Raw genomic sequence first — 20,852 nt, 5'->3', positions numbered from 1 at the left:
GCCACTCAGGCGTGGTCGAAGGTATTGAGCGGGGCGTTGCGAACCAGCTGCATCTCGGCGGCAAGATCGATCCGGCGAGCCAGGAGAGCATAGACTACCGAGGAGACCAGCAGACCGACGATGAAGGAGACATCGACACCGTTCATGCTCGCGGCCAGCGGGCCGGTATAGAGAGCCGAGCTGAAGAAGGGGATCATCGCCACGAACCCGATCAGATAGCTGGCAATGCCGATACCACCCCACGCACCATACATTCCGCCATCGGGGCGCATGATATCGGTAATCGAATAGCGACCGTTGCGCACAAGGTAGTAGTCGGTCAGGTTCACGGCCGTCCACGGGATCAGCACATAGCCAAGGATCGCGAGATAGGCGCCAAATGTGTTGAGCATATCCTGCGACATGGCGAGCGAGCAGATCAGCGCAAGGATCATACCGAGGGTGATCGACACGGTGCGCAGCTTTGCGGTCGGACGCAGCGGGCGGAAGGCCTCGAGCCCCGAGATCAGTGCAAGCGTGCCGCTATAGGCAGTGATGGAGATCGTGATCAGGCAGCTGAGCGCTGCGACCACCATGGTAAAGCCCCCGAGCCCGAAGCCGAAACCGTCACCCAGCTGGCGCACGGCAGCGATGGTATCAAGATCCGGATAGGCGGTCGTAACGATGGCACCGATGCTCTCGAGCCAGACTGCGGAAAGCGTGGTCCCGAAGAAGACCGAGGCCGACACTTTGACACCGCTGGTCCTCGCGGGAAGATAGCGGGTGTAATCCGACACCAGCGGTGCAATGGCCAGCTGGTAGATCGCCGAGACGCCGAATTGCAGGAAGAAGGCATGGGTGATGAACCCGCCCTTGTCGAACAGCTCGCCGATAGGAAGGACGGTGAAGACGGCAAGCGTCAGCAAGGCGAAATTGGCAAGCGTCAGCCACGAGGCGAATTTCTCGACCTTCATCACCAGCCGGAAGCCGACAATCGCGATCGCGCCCGCGATCACCGCGATCAAGACCTGCAGCAGCGTCAGCGAACCGATCCCCGTGACATCACTGACCGCGAAGGACGAGGTCTGGATCAGGAAGACCGCAAAGCCGAAAGGCGAGAGAGTGGCGGCAAGGATCGGAAGCAAAACGCCACGCGAGCCGAACTGCACACGCGACTGGATCATCTGCGGCAGACCCATCACCGGGCCCTGCGCCCCGTGGAAGGCCTGGAACAGCGTGCCGACCAGCGATCCGGTCAGGATCGCGATCAGCGCCCAGCCCAGAGACAGCCCTTGGGCCACGCCGACCGCTCCCGTGTAGATCGTCAGAATTTGCGCATTGATCATGAACCAGAGCTGCACCTGCGAGCGGACATTGCCATGCCGTTCGGCGTCGGGCACATAATCGAAGGATCGGGTTTCGAGTAGTTGTTCGGACATTGCAGTCTCCCTGACAGAGCCGCTCCGGGCCCCTTTGACAAAAACGGACCTCACCGGCCCTACTTTGCCCAGAATGCGCGCGCAGCTGTCAGAAAACTTGGACTCAACGGCCATAGTCTCGCCCAGACCCGCCAAAAAGAGCAGCCTACAATGCACAACGCGCCCGACCTTGGCAGGCGGGCGCGTCGGATATGCCGGTCCGGAAGGCGGGATCAGCCGAACATGAAGACGGTGCGGCGGTTCGTAGGCAGGGTCACCATCGCGTCGAGATCGATGAAGGCGGCGCTGTCCTCGATCACCTCAGGCAGGTCCCAGCACTCCTCGGCCTGCGCCTCGGTGGCGAAGCTATAGACGGAGACGGCGTCATAGGCCGGACCGCCCTCGGCCAGATAGCGGCCCTTATCCTGCGGGGCCACAGGAAAATGCTCATAGGAAATTAGCCCCTTATCTTTGATCAGCTCGACCATGCGGGGTCCGTGACGGTCACGGTAATATGCCAAGAAGTCCTCCAGCGACATGCCGGGCTTGCGCTTCATGATGAAGGCGACGGTATACATTGCGGTCTCCATATCTGTTGGTGACCCCAGATTTGCACAAGACCCTGCCACTCGCTCGTCCTTGACGGTCACATATTTGACCGTGACGGACGAATGCGAGCCGTCTCAATGACAAAGGGTGGAGACCTGCCGCGGTGTCTTGCCGTAGGCTTTCTTGAACGCCCGTCCGAAATAGCTCAGATCGCGGAAGCCGCATGCATACGCCGCCTCGGTAACAGAGCGCGCGCGCCCTTCCGAAAGCATCGCATGGGCTTCGGCCAGACGCCGGTCGCGCAGCCAGCTCATCGGCGTGGTACCCTCGGCGGCAAACACCCGCCCCAGCGAACGCACCGAGATATTCTGCGCTTCGCTGATATCGGCCACCGACAGATCCTCTTCGGCCATATGCGCGATCATGAAGCGTTTGATGCGGTTGAGCGTATCGTTACGGCCTGCGACTTCGGTGCGCGGCGCGCCCTGCCCAACGGCTCCCGAGATCAGGTCGAGCGTCGGCGACAGGAATTGCTCGGGCACATCGGTTTCGCGGGCAGTGTCGATCAGATTGGTGATCAGGTTACGGATCAGCGCCGCTTGCGGACGGTGCGCCTCGAGCAGGGTGCCCCCCAGATCGCACACGCCCAGCATCCGTGCCTCTATCATACAGCGCGGCACACGCAGTAGCGCGGTACGGTAACGGGAGGGATAATCGTAATGATAGGGGCGCGAACCGTCATAGATCAGCACCGTGCCCGCGTCATGACGGACCGAGCGGTCATTCTGGCGGAAGAAGCCGCCACCCTCCAGCATCGCCGAGATGAAGAAGGTCTCCTCGTCTCTCTGGCGGATATGGCGTTCCTTGCGGTCGTAGCGGACAGGATCAGAGGATAGCAGCGTCAGCTCGCTGTCGCCGCAGCGCGCGATATCGATCTCCGCATAGAAGCGCGACCGATCGGGCGCGATGCCATCACAATGGGTGAAGGAGGTCTCGACGATATTGTGCCAGAAATCATACTGCATTCCCGGCGCCTGATGTGCGGTGCTCAGATGCTGCATTCCTGTATCCCTGATAACCGTGAAGAGATGGATTTCCCTATAACCTCCGCTAAGAGGTTTGATTCATTTGCGCGAGTCCTGCCGCATGATCCGGTGCAAATTGCCCAATATGTGACGATATTTTCATCATCAACTCATCACTAAGCCTAAATATCACACAAAGTGCGAATTGCGCCCTGCATATCGTGGCCCCGGAACCCTCTGACAATTGGCCAGCGAGTCCGACTTTCTGGCCGTGTAAGCCAAGCGATCCGGGACAAGAAATGGCCATCATCCTTCCAAATGACGCTGCAAATCGACGGAGATCACATGACCCGCACTTCCCAGACCACCCTGCGCCTTGTAATGCCCCAATGGCAGGGCGGTGACCTGCCGGCGTATCGCGTGGGCGCAAAGATCCTCGAGGCTTTGCTGCCCGATGCAACGGGGCCTGTCGAGACGGTCGCCATCCCCGTAGAGAGCGACCGCTCCGAGCAGGACGGCATCAAAGCGCGCGCGGCATTGCTGGCGCAGCTGGACGCCGCCCGCGAGGCGATTGCCAAACATGCCCCCGAAGCGATCATGACGGTGGGCGGCGACTGCCTTGTCGATCTGGCCCCCATCGCCTATCTGGCCGAGAAATACGAAGACGACATGGCCGTTCTCTGGGTCGATGCGCATCCCGACGTAATGAACAAGAGCCTGTTCAGTCACGCTCACGCCCATGTGCTGGCAATGCTGCTGGGTGATGGCGATGCCGATTTCACCTCTGTTGTGAAACGTCCGGTCGATCCCAAGAAGGTTCTCTATGTCGGCGTGAACGACATGATGGATGTCGAAGAAACCTATCTGGCAGACCGCGGCATGAGCGTGATCGGCCCCGATGCGTTGCGCGCCAACCCGCAAGCGGTTGTCGATTGGCTGAAGGCCTCGGGCGCGACCAAGGTTGCAGTCCATTTCGACCTTGACGTGCTGAACCCCGTCGGCCGCGACTACCTGCTGTTTAACAAACCCGACGCCCCCGAAGGTGCCTTTGAGGGGGTCGCTACCGGCAAGCTGGAGCTGGAAGAGATCGTCAGCTTGTTGGAGGGCGTGGCGGGCGAACTGGATATGGTCGGCCTCGCCATCACCGAATTCCTGCCTTGGGACATGATCAACCTGTCCAGAACGCTGGCCGAGCTGCCGATGGTCGGATCGGAGAACGCATGAGCGCACCCATCCTGAGCGCAAGGGGCCTCAAGAAAAGCTATGGCGGTGTCCGTGCCTTGCGCGGCATGGACATCGATCTGGCGGCAGGCGAGATCCACGGCCTATGCGGTGAAAACGGCGCGGGAAAAAGCACGCTGGTGAAAATCCTCGGCGGGTTTGTGATGCCCGACGAGGGCGAACTGGGCATTGACGGCATGCAGATCGAACTGGGCACGCCCGTCGATCCGGCGCTCCTGTCAATCGTCCACCAGGAACTGTCGATCATCCCGCATCTGAGCGTTCTGGATAATGTCATGCTGGGCGCGCGCGAGGTGGGCCGGATCTACCGCCGCGAGCCGTTCCGCGCGCATATCCGTCAGGTGCTGGATTCCGTGGGGCTGGAGCATGTGGCGCTCGATGCGCTGGCCGAGACCCTACCGCTGGCCGAGCGCCAGCTGATCGAGATCGCACGCGGCATCGCACGCGGGGCCAAGGTATTGCTGCTCGACGAGCCGACCGCGACCCTGTCGGATGGCGAGATCGAGAAGGTCTTTGCCGTTCTGCGCCGCCTGAAGGCTGAAAAAGGCACCACCATCGTTATCATCTCGCACCGCCTGAACGAGATCTTCGCGCTGACAGACCGCGTCACCGTGCTGCGCTCGGGCCAGCATGTGATGACCGCCGATACATCGGCGCTGACCAATGCGACGCTGGTCGAGGCGATGATCGGCCATGAGATCAAGATCGGCGAGATCGCCCCGAGCCATGCCCGACATGGCGTAACCCCGCGCCTGTCACTGAACAACTGGAGCGTGCCGGGCCGTGTCGCGCCCGTCAGCATGGATGTGCAGCCGGGCCAGATCCTGGCGCTGGTGGGCCAGCTTGGCTCGGGGGCCGATGCGCTTCTGGAAAGCCTTGCGGGCCTGCAACCCGCCAAGGGGACACTGTCGCTTGATGGCGCGGACGTCACGCCGCGCAACATCACGCAGGCCTATGCCGCAGGTATCGCCTATGTGTCCGAGGACCGCGCCCGCCGTGGGGTGTTTCTCGAGGCGCCGATCGGGACCAATTTGGTCAGCCAGATCCTTGATCGCGTGTCCAGGAAAGGCTGGATACTTCCGGCAGCGATCCGCGAAAAGGCAACTGGGCTGGCCCGCGGCTTCGCCATCGATCCCGCGCGTCTGCCCCATGATGTCTCGACCCTGTCGGGTGGCAACCAGCAGAAGGTCTCGCTGGGCAAGGCCGCAGCTCTCGGGCCGCGTCTTCTGCTGCTTAACGAGCCGACCCGTGGTGTCGATATCGGCGCACGCTCCGAGATCTATGACCAGCTGCGCAGTCTGGCCGAGGCCGAGGGGCTGGCCATTCTCTTCTACTCTACCGACCTTGAAGAGGTGCTCGATGCCTCCGACCGTATCGTGACCTTCTATCGCGGAGCCGTGGTGCGCGATGCCGACCGCCCCGAGATGGATGCCGATGCGATCCTGCACGATATCCTCCATGGCCCCGAAAAGGAGACTGCCGCATGAGCGCCGCACCTCTTTCCCCGCCCTCGCGCGTATCGGGGATGTTCGCCCCCGCCCGCGTGCAGGCCACGGTAATCCAGATCACCACGGTCGTCATGTTTCTGGTGGCCTGCGCGACAATCGACAATTTCGCCACCGCTTCGAATATCTCCTCGATCCTCTTTGCGGCATCGACCGTGGGAATTGCCGCAGTCGGTCTGGCCTCCGTCACCATTTCGGGCAATCTCTTCGCTCTGTCGCTTGGCAGCACGGCGGCCTTCTCGTCGATTATCTTCGTCATGGTCTCCGGCTGGGGTGTGATCCCCGCGCTCTTGGCCAGCATCCTGCTGGGTCTGGTTTTCGGACTCCTGCAAGGGCTGGTCGTGGGCTGGCTTCGCTGCAATGCCATCATCTCGACCATCGCGGCAGGCTCGCTGATTGCAGGTCTGGCGACATGGGTGTCGGACGGGCGCACGGTTCTGGCCGGGGGCGGTCCCACATGGCTGGGAAGCGGCGCCATCCTGCCCGGCGTTCCGTGGCAGGCGGTGATTTTCCTCATCGTTGTTGTCTTGGGCGAAATCCTGATGAGCCGCACCCGCGCCGGATGGGAGCTGCGCCTGCGCGGCACCAATGCCGCCGCCGCCGAGCTGGCGGGCCTGCGGGTCACGCGGATGGTCATCCTCTCCTATGTTCTGGCAGGGGCCGGAGCCGCAATTGCGGGGGCCCTGATTGCCGCCCAATCGGGCACGGGCAACCTGCGGGTGGGCGCCGACCTCGATTTCAGCGCCATCGCCGCGATGCTGGTAGGCGGCATTGCCATTGGCGGTGGCCGTGGCCGGATCATCGATGTGGCCTCGGGCACGCTGTTTCTGGCGGTGCTGACCAATATCCTTCTCGTCAACAACTTCGCCTATGAGGTCCAGCTGATGGTCAAAGGGCTCGCCGTTCTGGTGGCCGTGACGGCCGGTGCCCTTCTGGCCCGCAAGAAGCGCTGAAAGGGATCGCTATGAAAACGCTTGCAGAAAACCCCCTTCTTGTCCTGCGCTGGGTGCTGCTGCTCGGCATGGGCGTGATCTTCACCGCGCTCAACAGCTACTTCCTTGCTGCGGGCAATATCTTCGCGCTTGGCGACAGTTTCGCACTGCTGGGTCTGGTGGCCCTGGGTCTGGCCCTGACCATGCTGGCGGGCGAGTTCGACCTGTCGGGCGGCGCGATGGTCGCCGTCTCGGGGCTCATCATGCTCAAATGCGGCGCCGATAACGCGGCTCTCGGGCTGGTCGCCGCATTGGCCTTTGGCGCGCTGGTCGGGCTCTTCAACGGTGTCGTCACGCTGAAGCTTAACGTGTCCTCGCTGGTGACAACGCTGGGCGTGATGATCCTTCTGTCGGGCTTTGCGGTCTGGCTGGAAGGCGGACAGGCGGTCAGCTTTGCCAATTACGATCTGACCGATGCCTTCAACATGGACTGGTTCGGCGTCTTCTCGCCCCGTTCGGTGATCACTATCGCGCTCTTTATCCTCACCGGTCTGATGCTGGTCTTCACCCGCATGGGGCGCGACATCATCGCTGCCGGCAGCCATCGCAAGGCCGCCACCATGGCCGGCGCCAATGTGGGCGGTGCGATCGTCACGACCTTCGTGCTCTCTGGCCTCTTCGCCGCCCTTGCCGGTGCGCTTCTGGCCATCACGCTGGGCCGCGCCTCTTCGACCTTCGGCGCGAACCTGCTGCTGCAGGCCGCCTCGGCGGCGATCCTCGGAGGCATCGCTCTTTCGGGCGGCGTCGGGCGCCCCTTCGGCGTGGCCGTGGGCGTGATGGTGCTGGCCGTTCTCAATAACGGGCTGGGGCTTATCGGTGCCAGTTCTCCCGCGATCCTGCTGCTGAACGGTGCCGTTCTGCTGATCGCGGTGCTTGCCGGAGGCGCGCCCGCGCTCTGGCTGAAAACGCGGCTCAGGGCCTCGGAGTCCTGAGCACCAACACACCAAAACCAAGAAACAACGTCATCCCAACAGGAAGGTCTTTCCATGACTCTCATCCGCTCCACCCTCGGCGCCCTGCTTGCAGGCTCTCTTCTGGCCACCGCTTCCTTTGCCGCTGACAATGCACAGAAAGGCAAGAAGGTCATCTTCCTCGGTGCCGACGATATCTGCGAATATTGCGCGGTCTATAATGACCAGATCCGCAAAATGGCCGCCGAAAAGGGCATCGACCTCGAGGTCGTGACCAACAAGTTCGATGCCGCCCAGCAGGCCACGCAGGTTGATCAGGCCATCGCCAAGAAGCCTGACGCAATCCTGATGTGGACGATCGACGGCACCGCATTGTTCCCCGCGATGCGCAAGATCCAGCGTGCGGATATCCCGCTGCTGCTGACCGATGTGCAGCCCGATCAGGCCCGCGAGGACCTCTGGGCCCAATATACCGGCGGCAATTATGAGGAGCAGGGATCCAAATCCGCGCAGCTGCTCGTGCAGGCTCTGGAAGCGAAGGGCAAGCCTCTGGAAGGCGGCGTGATCATGATTACCGGCATCGTCGGTCAGGCGCAGACCATCTCGATGACCAAGGGCTTCACCGAGACGCTCGCCAAGATTGCTCCCAAACTGGAAATCCTTGGCGCACAGCCCGGCAACTGGGATACCGGAACCTCGACACAGGCGGCTGCGGGTCTGTTCACCAAATATGGCGATAAGATCGTGGGCGTATATGCGGCGGAGGATATCATGATGCAGGGCGTCCTGATTGCGGCAGAACGCGCGGGGCTCGACCCCAAGACGATGGCAATGATTGGTGGCGGCTGCGAACCGGTCGGCATCAAGAACATCAAGGCCGGCCTGCAATATGGCACCGTTCTGCAATCGCCGTTGGATGAGGCGCAATATGCCGTGCAATCCATAGTGGATCTGTTCAACGGCGCGGACATGCCGAAATCGGTCTATGTGCCCCACCCGATGGTCACCGCCGAAAACGTGGATGCCGTCTGCAAACCGTGGCCGAGCAAGTAAGGTCCAGCCGACACCGACAGACCGGAAGGGCAGCATCCCCGTGCTGCCCTTTTGTCATGGCGCTTTTGTCATGGAATGGCACCCAGCACGGATCCGCGTGCCTTACCACCTGCCGGAAACACCGACCCGAGCAAGCGCAGACGCGGGTCGGTCGGCTCGGCAGAGCGGCGCAGGACACCGGGTGCCATCGCATTCCGATCATACCCTATGCGCCTCGCACGGGGGGCACGCAGCCATGAAAAACCACATGCTTCAGCCGAAGGATATAGGTGCAGAGTAGGGCAATGTGGCGGCCTCTCCCCGAGAAGGATACTGGTCGCCTTCGCGGATAAAAGACCGGATGGCGCTCGAGGGCAGTGCTCCGCGGCGGTGCAGGCCCGCCGCGCGGATCGCTGGCGCAACATGCGCCTCCAGCCCGCCGGGGCCCCGCGCCAAGATTTACGCCAGCCCGACACAGAGTAGCGTGGAAAGGGAGGTCAGGGATAAGGTCCTATCTGCGCCAACATCACAGCTCCCGTCAGAAACCCGAGACGTATAGGCGCGCGCCGTGATCATACTTCCCGACGGGCGGAGATTTCCATCACCCCGGACATCGGGTGCTGCCCCCTATCCTGAGCGCCGTGAGCACATTCGTTTTGGTCAGCCTCATCATGCAGGTTATGGGCCCCAATACGTCCGTCGTCTTGCTGCTTGCCAGTGCCTTGGTCATTGCGCGCGCCCGTGTCATCCCGACTGCTGGCATCGGGCCGTTTCTTTGCAGGGGTCCAATGCAGACTGTGATATCCAGACCCGCCACCGTATCGGCCAGATCTTGGATCCGCACCTGACCGGCATCGGCGTGGCACGCGCCGCGATACATAACGGAGCCGCCGATACCGGACGGGCCCTGTGGACTGGCGCGATCAACCCAAAAAAGTGCCACCGCCTGATGGCGATGGCACGATAGCAAAGGGGCAAGCCCGTGGTCTGGCGTCTTAGTTCCAGAAGCCTTCGTCAACATCCTTGAGTTGCTCGAGCTGCTCTTCGGTCTGCGACGTTACGATTGCGTATTTGCCGTCATCGATCGGCACCAGATGGGTTGCGTCAACCGGGATCACCACATGCTTGTCAGCGATGTCGAGGAAGCCGCCGACTTCAGCCACGACGCCGACCATCTGGCCTTCGGGCGAGAGAACCACGTCCTCGATCTCGCCGATGTCGTTCAAGCCGTCATCGTTCCAATCCGAGGCGAGCGCATCCCAATCCATCGAATCCCAGCTCTGGCCGCCATCCTTCGCGATGGTGTAGATGTCACCGCCGGTGATGTCGCGCGAGCGGATCAGATTCGTCGAGTCGGACATATCGATGCCGTTTGCGGATGCCTCGGTCGCCACTTTGGCTTCGGCACCAGCCTCCATGGACGCATCGGTTTTGTGGTCATCTGCATAGGCAGCGCCAGCGATAAGGGCCATTGCGACGGCAGTGGTGGTCATGAATTTCATTTTGTTTTCCTCCGTTTGTCGATCACTTGCCCAACTATTGAGCGTAATGTTCGTTCCACGGATTTTTGAAAAAAATCTCGAATATGTGTCGCACTGTGTAAAATACCGTGACACCCTTCCACGCCCTGTCGCGAAAATCCCGCGCCAAGATCCGCCGAAGTCTAAAATTTCCCTTGTCTCTTTGACGATCTCCCTTCATGTTGGGTGCGCAATTGCTATTCTGATCGAATTTCTGCCCCCGCCTCTGCGGTCTCGGCTGATCGACTTGGATCACTTTCGCCGAGCTGTCGCATATCGCGGGCAGCGCTTTCTACTTGGAGACTACGGATATGGCCAGCGGCACCGTAAAATGGTTCAACAGCACCAAAGGTTTTGGTTTCATTCAGCCCGATGATGGCGGCAAAGATATCTTCGTGCATATCTCGGCAGTCGAGCGCGCCGGCCTGCAAGGTCTGAACGACGGCCAGAAGGTAAACTACGAGCTTCGCGCAGGTCGCGACGGTCGCGAATCCGCTGCTGATCTCGAACTCGCTTGAGCAGCTCGGCCGACGATTTTTTCAGAAAAGTCTCTGATTCCGGTGTGACGGCCTCGTCGCGTCCTGACCAGAAGGCGCTATCTGCGGAGAATTCCCGCAGGTCTGTGAGCCCTCAGGAAAAGACCGATGCGGCATTCAGGAACATCCAAGACGACGAGCATAAAGAACGCGCTGAAAAAACGGCGCGGCTGAAAGCAGCCCGACTGGCACGCGACACGGATCGCTGAGGCAGACGGGCATCAAGCACCCAGACTATCGAAAGGGCGGATCACAGATCCGCCTTTTTTCTTGCGCGACGCATACGCGGTCTGCCTGATCGCTTTTTATCTTGCCATGACGAACTGTAAGGCCCGCACCTGACCGGCGGCGCAAGACAGTCCGCAGAAAACGACCCCTTTTGCCAGTATTCTCCCGCGATATCCGTCGTCGTGAAGCGGATCCATAAGCGCGGGCTTTCCAGATCTTCCGCTCTACGCTCACATGAACGCATTGAAGATCCCTCCTGTCCGAGATGCCGGAGCATCATTTTCCACCGGATGCCCCCAAGATCACTGTTTCCAAGAAGCGAAGACGGCCACCCGTCGCCGATCCACCCGTTGTAACTTCCACGCATATCGCCGACATCTGGAGGCCGGATGCTGACAGGCTTGTCTTTCAAGCCAGCGCATATGGCACGGGATGCGGCTGGGGGCGGGAGGCGTTCTGACAAAGGCGAAGGCCGCCCGGAAAGGATGCGACCGAGCGCTGTTTCGTGATGCTCAACAGGCATAAGGGCAGCGCGCTCCAGTGTGTCCTCGCCGCAATTATGACCGGATCATGCGGCCTCCCGTGTTTTCAAGAAAGAACCCCTATGAGATCGTTACCCATGACAAGGGCTGCTATACCGCTCATAAGGTATCAACACGCCTTGGCGGGCGCGCGCATTCATCGACCGCGCCTGTAAGGTCGTGATCGGCGAACAGGGAGAGGTGCCCTCTGACAAGCGGTCCATCGCCACGGGCGCGACGCCGTTCATCGCCCCGGTGCCTCCACGCCTCCCCCGGCAGCGTCCTTCCGCTCCGCGAGGGGGCAGCACCGATACGGGCGCGAGCATCGATGCCAGTCTTGAAGAGGCCGATCTGATCGTGCGAACGGGGTCAAACCTCGCATGCTGCCATATGGATATGGAACACTCCGATGACGGTGCCGCCGTGTAAAGTGACCGGAAACTTTCCTCCACACCCGAAGCGGTGGGCGAAGAAAAAGTCACGGCGTGCTGGAGCCTTCATTCCAATCCAATGGCAACCCTGCCCGATGCGGAAACCGTGAGCGATCTGACAGCGGCCACGATTTCCACGCAGTTTGCCCATATGCTCCTGCCTCCCGCCGGGGCTTCGACCATCCCCCGCCCAGATCATGCGCTTTATACCGGCTCCGAACCGGTGGCGCTCATATGCGATTTTCTGGTCGGTCTGTCGGGGACAGAAGCCGCTTGGGCGCTGGCCGGTCAGGCGCGGGGCGATACGCCCGATCCGGGGCCTGTGGTGTGTTCGTGCTTTGCGGTGGGGCGCAATACGATCCTGCGCGAGATCGCCGAGAAGGGGCTCGAGAGTGTCGAAGCGATCGGGGCCGGTCTTTCGGCGGGCACCAATTGCGGCTCGTGCAAAGCCGAGCTTGCTGGGCTGCTTATGGCTGCCCGAGAACAAGCATAACCCCAAGCGCCAGTGCCAATGCGCTGGCGCCAAGCGCCCATGCCCGCCAGAACCCCTTGCTACCGCGCTGCAGAAGCGGCACGAAGTCAGGTGTCAGTGCTCCTTGCGATTGCGCAGCACGCAGGTCGGCCAGAAATTCCGACATCACAACGGGGCGCGCCTTGGGATCGAAAGAGAGCACCCGCACCAGAGCCACACCCACCGCTTCGGGCAGATCGGGGCGGGTCTGGCCAAGCGGCTCGAGCACCCAGTCCGAGGGTCTGGAGGGCAGATGGCCTGCGCGGTCTTCAAGGTCGAAAGGCACATGGCCTGCAAGCATCTCATAGGCAATCGCCCCGATCGAGAAAAGATCGGAGAGCTTGGTCGCGCCCTGCCCCGTCAGCACCTCGGGGGCGATATAATTGAGCGATCCCTCGGGGCGCTCGGTCTGGAACCCCGCCAGAAGACCCTTGAAACCCGCCACCTGCACCGAGCCGAAATCGATGATCTTGGCGCGCCCGTCGGGCATGACCATCACATTCTCGGGCTTGAGATCGCGATGCACCATGCCGAGCCGGTGGAAGACCCGCATCGCGGCAATCAGCGAGGAGAGCACGGGCAGCACCTGCGCAAGACTTGGCACGGGATGGCGGCGCATCCAGTCGCGCAGGGTCTCGCCCTCGACCCATTCGAAGATCGAATAGAGGAAGCGGCTGTCTTCCTGCGGCAGGATTTTCATCACCTGCGGATGGTCGATCCGGCGGCCGACCCATTGTTCCAGCGCGAAGGCCTCGAGGTAATGCAGATCATCTGAAAAATTGCGCGAAGGGGCCTTGAGCACAAAACTTCCCTCCAGATCGGCGCGGCGTACGCGGTAGACATGGCTGCGGGTCGAGGCATGCAGAACTTGGGTCACCTCGTAGCCATCGATCCGGTTGCCGGGCGAAAGCGCGGGCGGGATCGCCTTCCGGGCCAGCCGCTGATGGGCCTCGGTCAAGCTTTCCGACGGAAGCGCCACGATGCGCATCAGCATGGCGCTGAGATTGTCATCGCTGCCTGCCTTGAGCGCCGCATCGCAGAGCGCCCAAGCCGCCTTTTCCAGCGCCTTCTGGTTGCCGAGGTCTAAATCCGCAAGCACGGCGCCGATCTCGCGCAGACCGAGCACCCCATACACCCCGTCCGAGAGCAGCAGATACAGATCACCCGCCTGCATCACCTCCTCTCGGTAATCGACCTGCACATGACTATCAATCCCCAGCGCACGGGTCAGGGCCTGCCCGTTGCCCATATAGGAGGTCGTGTGATCGGTGGTCAGCACCTCGAGCGTCCCCGCCCGCAAGCGCAGACAGCGCGTATCGCCCAGATGCACGAGATGCGCCGACTGGCCCCGCGCAATCAGCGCGGTGAAGGTGGTGACCTGTCCCTCCGCCTCGGGCGAGCCGGAACGGTTCTGGGCGTGGAAAAAAGAATTGAGCGCCGAGATCAGCCGAGCCGAGCAATCCGCCACCGTCCAGCTTTCGGGGGCGGAATAGTAATCCTGCGCGAATTGCAGCACCGCCATCTGCGCGGCCTTGTCCGAATTGCGCCCCGTGCTGATACCATCGGCGATGCAGATCACCGCGCCCTTGGCATGCAGCTCGTAGGGCTCGGACGGGATGCGCCCCGAGATCGCGTCATCATTACGCGGCTTGGGGCCAGCGGTGGAATAGCCGCCCATCACGGCCTTTAACGGATGGGTGGGGAACTGGTCTTTCATATGCGCATAACTCGGAACGGGTCTGGTGCCCATGATGCCCTCCCTCACTGCGCTGCCCGATATTCAGGGCGACCCCTCCCGCCGCCCTGCCTTGTGGCAGGCCTTCAGCTCACCTTGATCATGGTCACCGAACCGTCCTCGTCAACCTCGGCGATCTCGCCCGAGGGCTCCTCGAGGAAACACAGGGCGATGAAACCGATGATCGCGGTGCCCGCGATCACAAGGAAGAAGGTCGAGGCCGGCACGAGCGAGTAGATGATCAGATAGATCACCGCGCCGGTATTGCCGTAAGCCCCCGTCATCCCCGCGATCTGGCCGGTAAGCGAGCGTTTGATCAGCGGCACCACCGCAAAGACCGCGCCTTCCCCCGCCTGCACGAAGAACGAACAGGCCATGGCCGCAACCACCGCCAGCCATACCGGCCAGCTGCTATCGACGATCCCCATCAGACCATAGCCCACCGCCAGACCGGCGGTCAGGATCAAGAGCGTCTTCTTGCGCCCGAACCGGTCGGAGATGATCCCGCCGCCCGGACGCGACATGAGGTTCATGAAGGCATAGGCCGAGGCCACCATCCCCGCCACCACGGGGCTCAGGCCGAAGGTCTCGGCAAAGAACAGGGGCAGCATGGAGACCACGGCCAGCTCCGAGCCGAAGGTCGCGAAATAGAGGATATTGAGGATCGCCACCTGCTTGAACTTGTAGCGCTGGAACTCCGGCACCTCTTCCTTGAAGACGCGGCGATTGGCGCGAATTGCCAGCATCGCGTCATAGGCATAAAGCAGCAAAAGCCCGAAATAGACGATATTGGTGGTCATCGGCGTGAAGATACCGACGTTTTTCAGCCGCCATGCCAGCGCCCCGAGAGCGATATAAAGCGGGATCTTCATGACCAGCAGGAAGTAGAGATCGCTCTTGGAGGTCACCTCCATCGCGGTGGCATTTTTCGGGCGGAAATATTTGGAGCCTTTGGGCACGTCCTGCACCGAGGCGTAATAGATGAAGCCGAAGACCAGCGAGAGCGCCCCTGTCAGCCCGATCGACCAGCGCCAGCCATCCTCGCCGCCAAACATCAGCGCAATGGTCGGCAGGGTAAAGGCCGCCGCAGCCGAGCCGAAATTGCCCCAGCCACCATAGATGCCTTCCGCCGTGCCAAGTTCATTGGCCGGAAACCATTCCGAAACCATGCGGATCCCGATGACAAAGCCCGCCCCGATGAACCCGAGCGCGAAACGCGCCAATGCCAGCTGCGTGAAACTGTCGGCCACGGCAAAGATGAAGCACGGGATCGAGCAGAGAATCAGAAGCCCAGAATAGACGCGGCGTGGTCCGAACTGGTCGGTCATCATACCGATGATGATGCGCGCAGGGATAGTCAGCGCCACGTTGAGGATCAGAAGGGTCGTCACCTGCGGTTTGCTCAGGCCAAGGCTCGCCTGTATCTGCGCCAGAAGCGGCGCGAGGTTGAACCAGACAACAAAGGTCAGAAAGAACGCAAACCAGGTCAGATGCAGGATCTTCATCTTTCCTGTGAATGAAAAAATGTTGAAGCCGGATGGTGACATGAAGCGCCTCCGAGATATCGGGTAAGAAGATGAAAATCTATTAGAATCCGGTCCTAGTTAAACGCGAATTCCCCGACAGGATATCTGGCATTGGCAATCCAGAGGCAAAACACCGATCTTTGATACCACCTACCGCACGCTTGCGCGGCCACCCCCGATCTTTGTCCCCAAAACCTGTGCATCCCTCATATTTGCACGCGTGCCCTCCTCCGGCACGGCGACACCGACAGGACATCGGCTTCGTCCAGCGGCCCGAACGCCTATACGGCACAGACATGCGCTTGCACCGAGGCTCACTTTAAGCGAGCTTGCTGACAGGAAAACCGTTCTTGGGGGGAGACAAGAAGATGCGATTTCTGTCGGTGGGGGAATGTATGCTGGAACTGTCCGAAGCGGACGGTGATCTCTGGCATATGGGCATTGCAGGCGATACGCTCAACACAGCATGGTATGCGCGAGCGCAGCTGCCCGCGCAATGGCAGGTGGAGTATGGCACGGTCATCGGACGCGACCGGTTCTCGGCGCGCATCCCGGTCTTCCTTGAAGATAACGGCATCGGAACGGGCGCCTTGCGGTTCCACGAGACGCGAACGATCGGGCTCTATGCGATTACGCTGGCCGCCGGAGAGCGCAGCTTCACCTACTGGCGCGAGAACTCGGCCGCAAGAACCCTCGCGGATGATCCGCAGGCGTTGGCGGCAACGATGGCAGGCGCGGCGGTCATTCATATCTCGGGCATCACGCTCGCGATCCTGTCCCCTTCAGGCCGCGAGGCGCTGATCGGGGCGCTGGCGCAGGCCAGAGCGGAGGGCGTGATGACGGTTCTGGACCCCAATATTCGCCCGAAACTCTGGGAGAGCCCGCACTCTGCCCGCGACTGGCTCACCCGCGCAGCGGGCGCAGCATCGGTTATTCTGCCAAGTTTCGATGACGAGGCCGCCTGTTTTGGCGACCGGACGCCCGAGGAGACCTGCGCCCGATATGCCGCATCCGGCGCGCGGACCGTCATCGTCAAGAATGGCGGGGCCGGCATCATGGCCCACCACGCCGGAGAGGACCACCGGTTCGATGCGCTCGAACAGGTGGAGCCGGTGGACACAACCGGAGCGGGCGATAGCTTCAATGGCGCCTGTCTGGCCGAACTGGCCACCGGCAGACCGCTTGCACGCGCGATCGCGGCGGGCCATGACATGGCGCGCCGCGTGGTCAGGCATCGCGGGGCGCTGATCCCCATGGCCGATCTGGTCTGATGGCCCGTTTCATGGCCCTGCGCCCAATGCAGGCGCAACTCGTCGCAGCGATCAGCCGCTATGGCCAGCTGGGGCTTGCCGCCGAGATCTGCGGACTTGCCCAGCCCGCAGCCTCGCGCATGCTGCGCGAGCTGGAGACGCATTATGAGGCCGCGCTGTTTGTGCGCACACCGAAGGGGATGGAGCCCACCGCGGAAGGCGCACTTCTGGCGGCCTATGCGGCCGAGCTTGTCTCTGCGCAGACGCGCCTATCGCAAGCTCTTGGCACCTTCAAGGCGGGCCAAAGCGGGCGGGTGCGTATCGGTGCGGTGACAGGACCTGCCATCGGGATCGTCGTGCCCGCAATCACACAGATGAAACGCACCTCGCCCGAAGTGGATCTGACGCTCGAGGTCGCGCCCTCCACCCAGCTTGTCGAAGCCCTCCAGCGCAATGAACTGGACTTCGTTCTGGCCCGCCTGCCCGAGAGCGTCGACGATCGCGGATTTGCGATCTGGCCCGGACGCGAAGAGGCGGTCGATCTTCTGGTCCGGCACGATCACCCGCTTCTGGCGGAAAAACCGCTCAATCTCGCAGCCCTGCACGACCGCCTCTGGGTCATGCAGCAACACGGCACGCCGATCCGTCGCGCGGTCGAAAACGCCTTTCATGAAAACGGCCTCACATCGCCTGCGAATGTCGTCTCGGCCTCTTCGATCCTGGTCATCATCGCGCTTCTGCGCGACAGCGATGCCATTGCCGCCCTCTCGCGCGAGGTGGCCGAGATGATGATCGACCATCCGGTCAGTGCGGCCTTCAGGCGCTTGCCGCTCGACACCCCGATCCATGTCGCGCCCTATCAGATCCTGCGATGGCGGGACCAGCATCTCGGGCCTGCAGCAGAGGCCCTGTTTACCGCAATACGCGCCAGGCTGGCGCCCGGCGCATAATGCCCCCGCGCAGGCGGACCGGTCTCAGCCCAGATCCGCAGGCAGGATCTCGGCGGGGATGTTCTGGTAGCAGACCGGTCGCAGGAAGCGCCGGATCGCCATCGTGCCCACCGAGGTGGCTCCAAAATTGGTGGAGGCAGGATAGGGCCCGCCATGCACCATGCTGTCCACCACCTCGACACCCGTCGGAAAGCCGTTGAACAGAACGCGGCCCGCCTTGCGTTCGAGCACGGGCAGCAGCGCGCGCGCAAGAGCGCCATCGCCCTCATCCATATGCACGGTCGCAGTCAGCTGCCCCTCAAAGCGGCGGGCCAGATCGGTCATTTCCGCGCCATCGGCCACCCGCACCACAAGGCTGAGCGGACCGAAGACCTCCTCGGAGAGGATATGATCGTTCACGAATGTCTGGGCGCTGACCTCATAGAGATTGGGCCGTGCCTCGCGGCCCTCCGATGTGGTGGTGTAGACAGGCCGCACGGAATTACGCCCGTCAAACCGTGCCTGACCCTCCCGATAGGCGCGCGCCATCCCTGCGGTCAGCATCACTTGCGGTCCGATCTCCTTCAGAGCTTCGGCCGTGGCCGCAACAAAGGCATCTCCCGCGGACCCTTCGGGAACCACAGCGATACCTGCATTGGTGCATAGCTGCCCCGCCGATCCGGTCATCGAGGCCGCCCAGCCCTTACCCAGAGCCCCTGCGCGCGCTTGCAGCGCCTCGGGGAGCAGGAACATCGGGTTGACGGAGCCCAGCTCGCCGAAAAACGGGATCGGCTCGGGACGCGCGGCGCACAGGTCGAAGAGCGCGCGTCCCCCGCCCAAGGATCCTGTAAAGCCCACCGCCTTGATATCCGGGTGCTGCACGAGAGCGGCCCCCACCTCACGCTTGCCGCCCTGCACCATGGAGAATACCCCCGGATGCTGCCGGGTGCGCAGGATCGCGGCATGGATCGCCTCGGCCACGATCTCGCCCGTGCCGGGATGGGCGGAATGGCCCTTGACCACCACCGGACAGCCCGCCGCCAGTGCCGCCGCGGTATCGCCCCCCGCCACCGAGAAGGCCAGCGGGAAATTGGACGCCCCGAAGACCGCAACCGGCCCGATCGGGCGCTGCATCAACCGCAGATCGGGGCGCGGCAGGGGGTGGCGGTCGGGCAAGGCCGCATCATGGCGGATATCGAGATAGCTGCCCTCGCGGAGGGTGGTAGCAAACAATCTAAGCTGGCCCACGGTGCGCCCGCGCTCGCCATTCAGACGCGCCTCGGGCAGACCAGTTTCCTGACAGCCGATCTCGGTGATCTGCGCGCCGCGCGCCTCGATTTCCTCGGCGATAGCCTCGAGGAAGCCGGCACGATGCTCGCGGGAGACATAGCCATAGGACCAGAAGGCCTCCTCGGCGGCGCGGGCGGCACGGTCCACCAATTCTACCGTTCCCATCGAGAAGGCCACAGCCGGTCCATAGACCGGCTCGTTCTCGAATGTCTCGGAGCTGGCCACCCATTCGCCTGCGATCAGATGTTTGCCATGCGGTGTAAATTTCATAAGGATATCCTTCTATATCGTAGGGTTAGATCTCGCGCGCCGGACGTGAGCCGCGGACTGGCGGACGGGGTGGGCGCTAGCGCCCGAACCCCTGATTGGTATCTCCCAGCGCGTGGCGCACCACAAAGACCATCACCATGCCGAACACCAGAGCCGCCGACATGAAGTAGAGGCCCGAGGACAGGTTACCCGTCGCATCGCGCAGGAGCCCGATCCCGAAGGGTCCGATATAGCCGCCCAGATTGGCCAGAGAGTTGATGGTAGCGATGCCTACTGCGGCACGCGCCCCTGTCAGGAAGAGGCCAGGCAAGGCCCAGATCACCGCCTGAATGGAGTAGATGCAGAAGGCCGTCACGCAGAGCAGCGCCATCTGCAGCACCGGTGCGCTGGCCATCGCCGAGCCCGCCATCGACAGGGCTGCCACCCCCGCCATGAGGACCATATGCCAGTGGCGCTCGCCCTTTCGGTCGGACGAACGGGGCACATAGATCAGCCCCAAGACCGCGAAGAGATAGGGTATGGCATAAAGGAAGCCCGTAACGGTATCGCTGGTGCCGAACTGGCTGATGATGGTGGGAAGCCAAAGCGACAGCCCGTAGATCGCCAGCGGAAACGGCAGGAACAGCGCGGCCAGCAACAGCACGCGGCGGTCGAGCATCGCCCTGAGCGGGTTACCGTGGCTGACCAGATTGCGGCTGGCCGCCTCCTGATCGAGCTGGCGTTCCAGCCAGATCCGGTCCTCGCGCGGCAGCCAGCGCGCCTTGGCGGGCGTGTCCGGCAGCAGGCGCAATGTCGGCCCCGCCAGCAGGATCGCGGGCAATCCGCAGACCACGAAGAGAAGCTGCCAGTTGGCCAGCCCGAAGGCACCATTTCCCGCCAGTATCATGCCTGCCACAGGGCCGGTGATGATCAGCGCAATCGGCTGGGCCAGCACCAGCAATCCGATGATGCGGGCGCGGTGGCGCAGCGGGAACCATTTCGTCAGGAAATAGATGATGCCCGGATAGAGCCCCGCCTCGGCCGCGCCCAGCAGGAACCGCAGCACATAGAACGACACGGGCCCGCTGATCGCCGCCATCGCCACGGTGATCACCCCCCATGTAATCAGGATGCGGGCAAACCAGATGCGCGCGCCATATCTGTCCAGCGCAAGGTTCGAGGGCACCTCGCACAGGAAATAGCCGATGAAGAACAGCCCCGCCCCCATGCCATAGGCGGTTTCACTGATCCCCACATCCACATTCATATGCAATTTGGCAAAGCCCACCATCGCGCGGTCGACATAGGCCACGATATACAGAAGCGCCAGAAACGGCAGCAGGCGGGTGCTGATCAGCCTGATAATGCGCTTTTCCTGACTGTCGGTCGTATCGGCGCGGCCGGCATGGCCGGACACAGCGCCTTTCGGATAGGTCTGTTCCATAAATCCTCCCTCTCCCGCAAAGGGCGCCC

General features: G+C 62.2%; 17 protein-coding genes. 9 read left to right on the top strand and 8 right to left on the bottom strand.

From position 1 onward, the window contains the following. Nucleotides 1-5 precede the first annotated feature (5 nt). The 3 genes from VSX56_RS04985 to VSX56_RS04975 all read right to left on the bottom strand — a co-directional run bounded on the left by VSX56_RS04985 (nucleotide 6) and on the right by VSX56_RS04975 (nucleotide 3,007). Complete coding sequence (locus tag VSX56_RS04985) at nucleotides 6-1,418, bottom strand: purine-cytosine permease family protein (RefSeq protein ID WP_350935304.1); 1,413 nt, start codon at nucleotides 1,416-1,418, stop codon at nucleotides 6-8. A 212-nt stretch (nucleotides 1,419-1,630) separates the two neighbouring features. Continuing rightward, entirely contained in the window at nucleotides 1,631-1,975 is a 345-nt protein-coding gene (locus VSX56_RS04980; protein WP_349295380.1) for an EthD domain-containing protein, read from the bottom strand. Nucleotides 1,976-2,080: 105 nt separating this feature from the next. Continuing rightward, a complete protein-coding gene (locus tag VSX56_RS04975; protein ID WP_350935301.1) occupies nucleotides 2,081-3,007 on the bottom strand; it encodes an AraC family transcriptional regulator in 927 nt (308 codons plus the stop codon). A 309-nt stretch (nucleotides 3,008-3,316) separates the two neighbouring features. Between VSX56_RS04975 and VSX56_RS04970 the strand changes: the two genes are divergently transcribed. The 5 genes from VSX56_RS04970 to VSX56_RS04950 are packed head-to-tail and all read left to right on the top strand — an operon-like array spanning nucleotide 3,317 to nucleotide 8,674. After that, complete coding sequence (locus tag VSX56_RS04970) at nucleotides 3,317-4,195, top strand: arginase family protein (protein WP_350935299.1); 879 nt, start codon at nucleotides 3,317-3,319, stop codon at nucleotides 4,193-4,195. Then, the gene (locus VSX56_RS04965) at nucleotides 4,192-5,700 is read left to right on the top strand and encodes a sugar ABC transporter ATP-binding protein (RefSeq protein WP_350935297.1); all 1,509 of its coding nucleotides are present in this window, start codon (nucleotides 4,192-4,194) and stop codon (nucleotides 5,698-5,700) included. The genes VSX56_RS04970 and VSX56_RS04965 overlap by 4 nt, the downstream gene beginning before the upstream one ends. After that, nucleotides 5,697-6,671, top strand: a complete 975-nt coding sequence (locus VSX56_RS04960; protein ID WP_350935295.1) for an ABC transporter permease — start codon at nucleotides 5,697-5,699, stop codon at nucleotides 6,669-6,671. Before VSX56_RS04965 ends, VSX56_RS04960 begins: the two co-directional genes overlap by 4 nt. A gap of 11 nt (nucleotides 6,672-6,682) precedes the next feature. Continuing rightward, nucleotides 6,683-7,642 carry an ABC transporter permease gene (locus VSX56_RS04955; protein WP_350935293.1) on the top strand — a complete coding sequence of 320 codons (960 nt, stop codon included), beginning with the start codon at nucleotides 6,683-6,685 and terminating at the stop codon, nucleotides 7,640-7,642. A gap of 54 nt (nucleotides 7,643-7,696) precedes the next feature. Next, on the top strand, nucleotides 7,697-8,674 hold the full coding sequence (locus VSX56_RS04950; protein ID WP_350935291.1) for a sugar ABC transporter substrate-binding protein: 978 nt from the start codon (nucleotides 7,697-7,699) through the stop codon (nucleotides 8,672-8,674). 974 nt (nucleotides 8,675-9,648) lie between these two features. Here VSX56_RS04950 and VSX56_RS04945 read toward each other — a convergent pair. After that, nucleotides 9,649-10,155, bottom strand: coding sequence for a PRC-barrel domain-containing protein (locus tag VSX56_RS04945; protein WP_350935289.1), 507 nt, complete (start codon nucleotides 10,153-10,155; stop codon nucleotides 9,649-9,651). Between the two features lie 329 nt (nucleotides 10,156-10,484). Between VSX56_RS04945 and VSX56_RS04940 the strand changes: the two genes are divergently transcribed. Both VSX56_RS04940 and VSX56_RS04935 read left to right on the top strand, forming a co-directional pair. Then, nucleotides 10,485-10,691, top strand: coding sequence for a cold-shock protein (locus VSX56_RS04940; RefSeq protein ID WP_339114628.1), 207 nt, complete (start codon nucleotides 10,485-10,487; stop codon nucleotides 10,689-10,691). Between the two features lie 1,304 nt (nucleotides 10,692-11,995). Beyond that, nucleotides 11,996-12,382 carry a (2Fe-2S)-binding protein gene (locus tag VSX56_RS04935; RefSeq protein ID WP_350935286.1) on the top strand — a complete coding sequence of 129 codons (387 nt, stop codon included), beginning with the start codon at nucleotides 11,996-11,998 and terminating at the stop codon, nucleotides 12,380-12,382. Here the strand turns inward: VSX56_RS04935 and VSX56_RS04930 are convergent. Then, the gene (locus tag VSX56_RS04930) at nucleotides 12,357-14,150 is read right to left on the bottom strand and encodes a bifunctional protein-serine/threonine kinase/phosphatase (protein ID WP_350935284.1); all 1,794 of its coding nucleotides are present in this window, start codon (nucleotides 14,148-14,150) and stop codon (nucleotides 12,357-12,359) included. The genes VSX56_RS04935 and VSX56_RS04930 overlap by 26 nt on opposite strands. A 71-nt stretch (nucleotides 14,151-14,221) precedes the next feature. Continuing rightward, nucleotides 14,222-15,640, bottom strand: a complete 1,419-nt coding sequence (locus VSX56_RS04925) for a NarK family nitrate/nitrite MFS transporter (RefSeq protein ID WP_350935282.1) — start codon at nucleotides 15,638-15,640, stop codon at nucleotides 14,222-14,224. Nucleotides 15,641-16,029: 389 nt separating this feature from the next. Between VSX56_RS04925 and VSX56_RS04920 the strand changes: the two genes are divergently transcribed. Further along, nucleotides 16,030-16,932, top strand: coding sequence for a sugar kinase (locus tag VSX56_RS04920; RefSeq protein WP_350935280.1), 903 nt, complete (start codon nucleotides 16,030-16,032; stop codon nucleotides 16,930-16,932). After that, nucleotides 16,932-17,861: a LysR family transcriptional regulator gene (locus tag VSX56_RS04915; protein ID WP_339114633.1), complete on the top strand. Its 930-nt coding sequence runs from the start codon at nucleotides 16,932-16,934 to the stop codon at nucleotides 17,859-17,861. Before VSX56_RS04920 ends, VSX56_RS04915 begins: the two co-directional genes overlap by 1 nt. Before the next feature lie 24 nt (nucleotides 17,862-17,885). On the opposite strand, the gene VSX56_RS04910 is transcribed toward VSX56_RS04915, so the two are convergent. Together VSX56_RS04910 and VSX56_RS04905 are read right to left on the bottom strand one after the other, a co-directional pair. Further along, complete coding sequence (locus tag VSX56_RS04910) at nucleotides 17,886-19,400, bottom strand: aldehyde dehydrogenase (NADP(+)) (protein WP_350935277.1); 1,515 nt, start codon at nucleotides 19,398-19,400, stop codon at nucleotides 17,886-17,888. Nucleotides 19,401-19,476: 76 nt separating this feature from the next. Further along, nucleotides 19,477-20,823 (bottom strand): MFS transporter, encoded by a 1,347-nt coding sequence (locus VSX56_RS04905; protein WP_350935275.1) that lies wholly within the window; start codon nucleotides 20,821-20,823, stop codon nucleotides 19,477-19,479. Between the last annotated feature and the right edge of the window lie 29 nt (nucleotides 20,824-20,852).

Origin of the sequence: Thioclava kandeliae (genome assembly GCF_040297545.1) — a bacterium.
Taxonomy (GTDB): domain Bacteria; phylum Pseudomonadota; class Alphaproteobacteria; order Rhodobacterales; family Rhodobacteraceae; genus Thioclava; species Thioclava kandeliae.
This window is presented reverse-complemented; position numbering and strand designations above follow the sequence as displayed.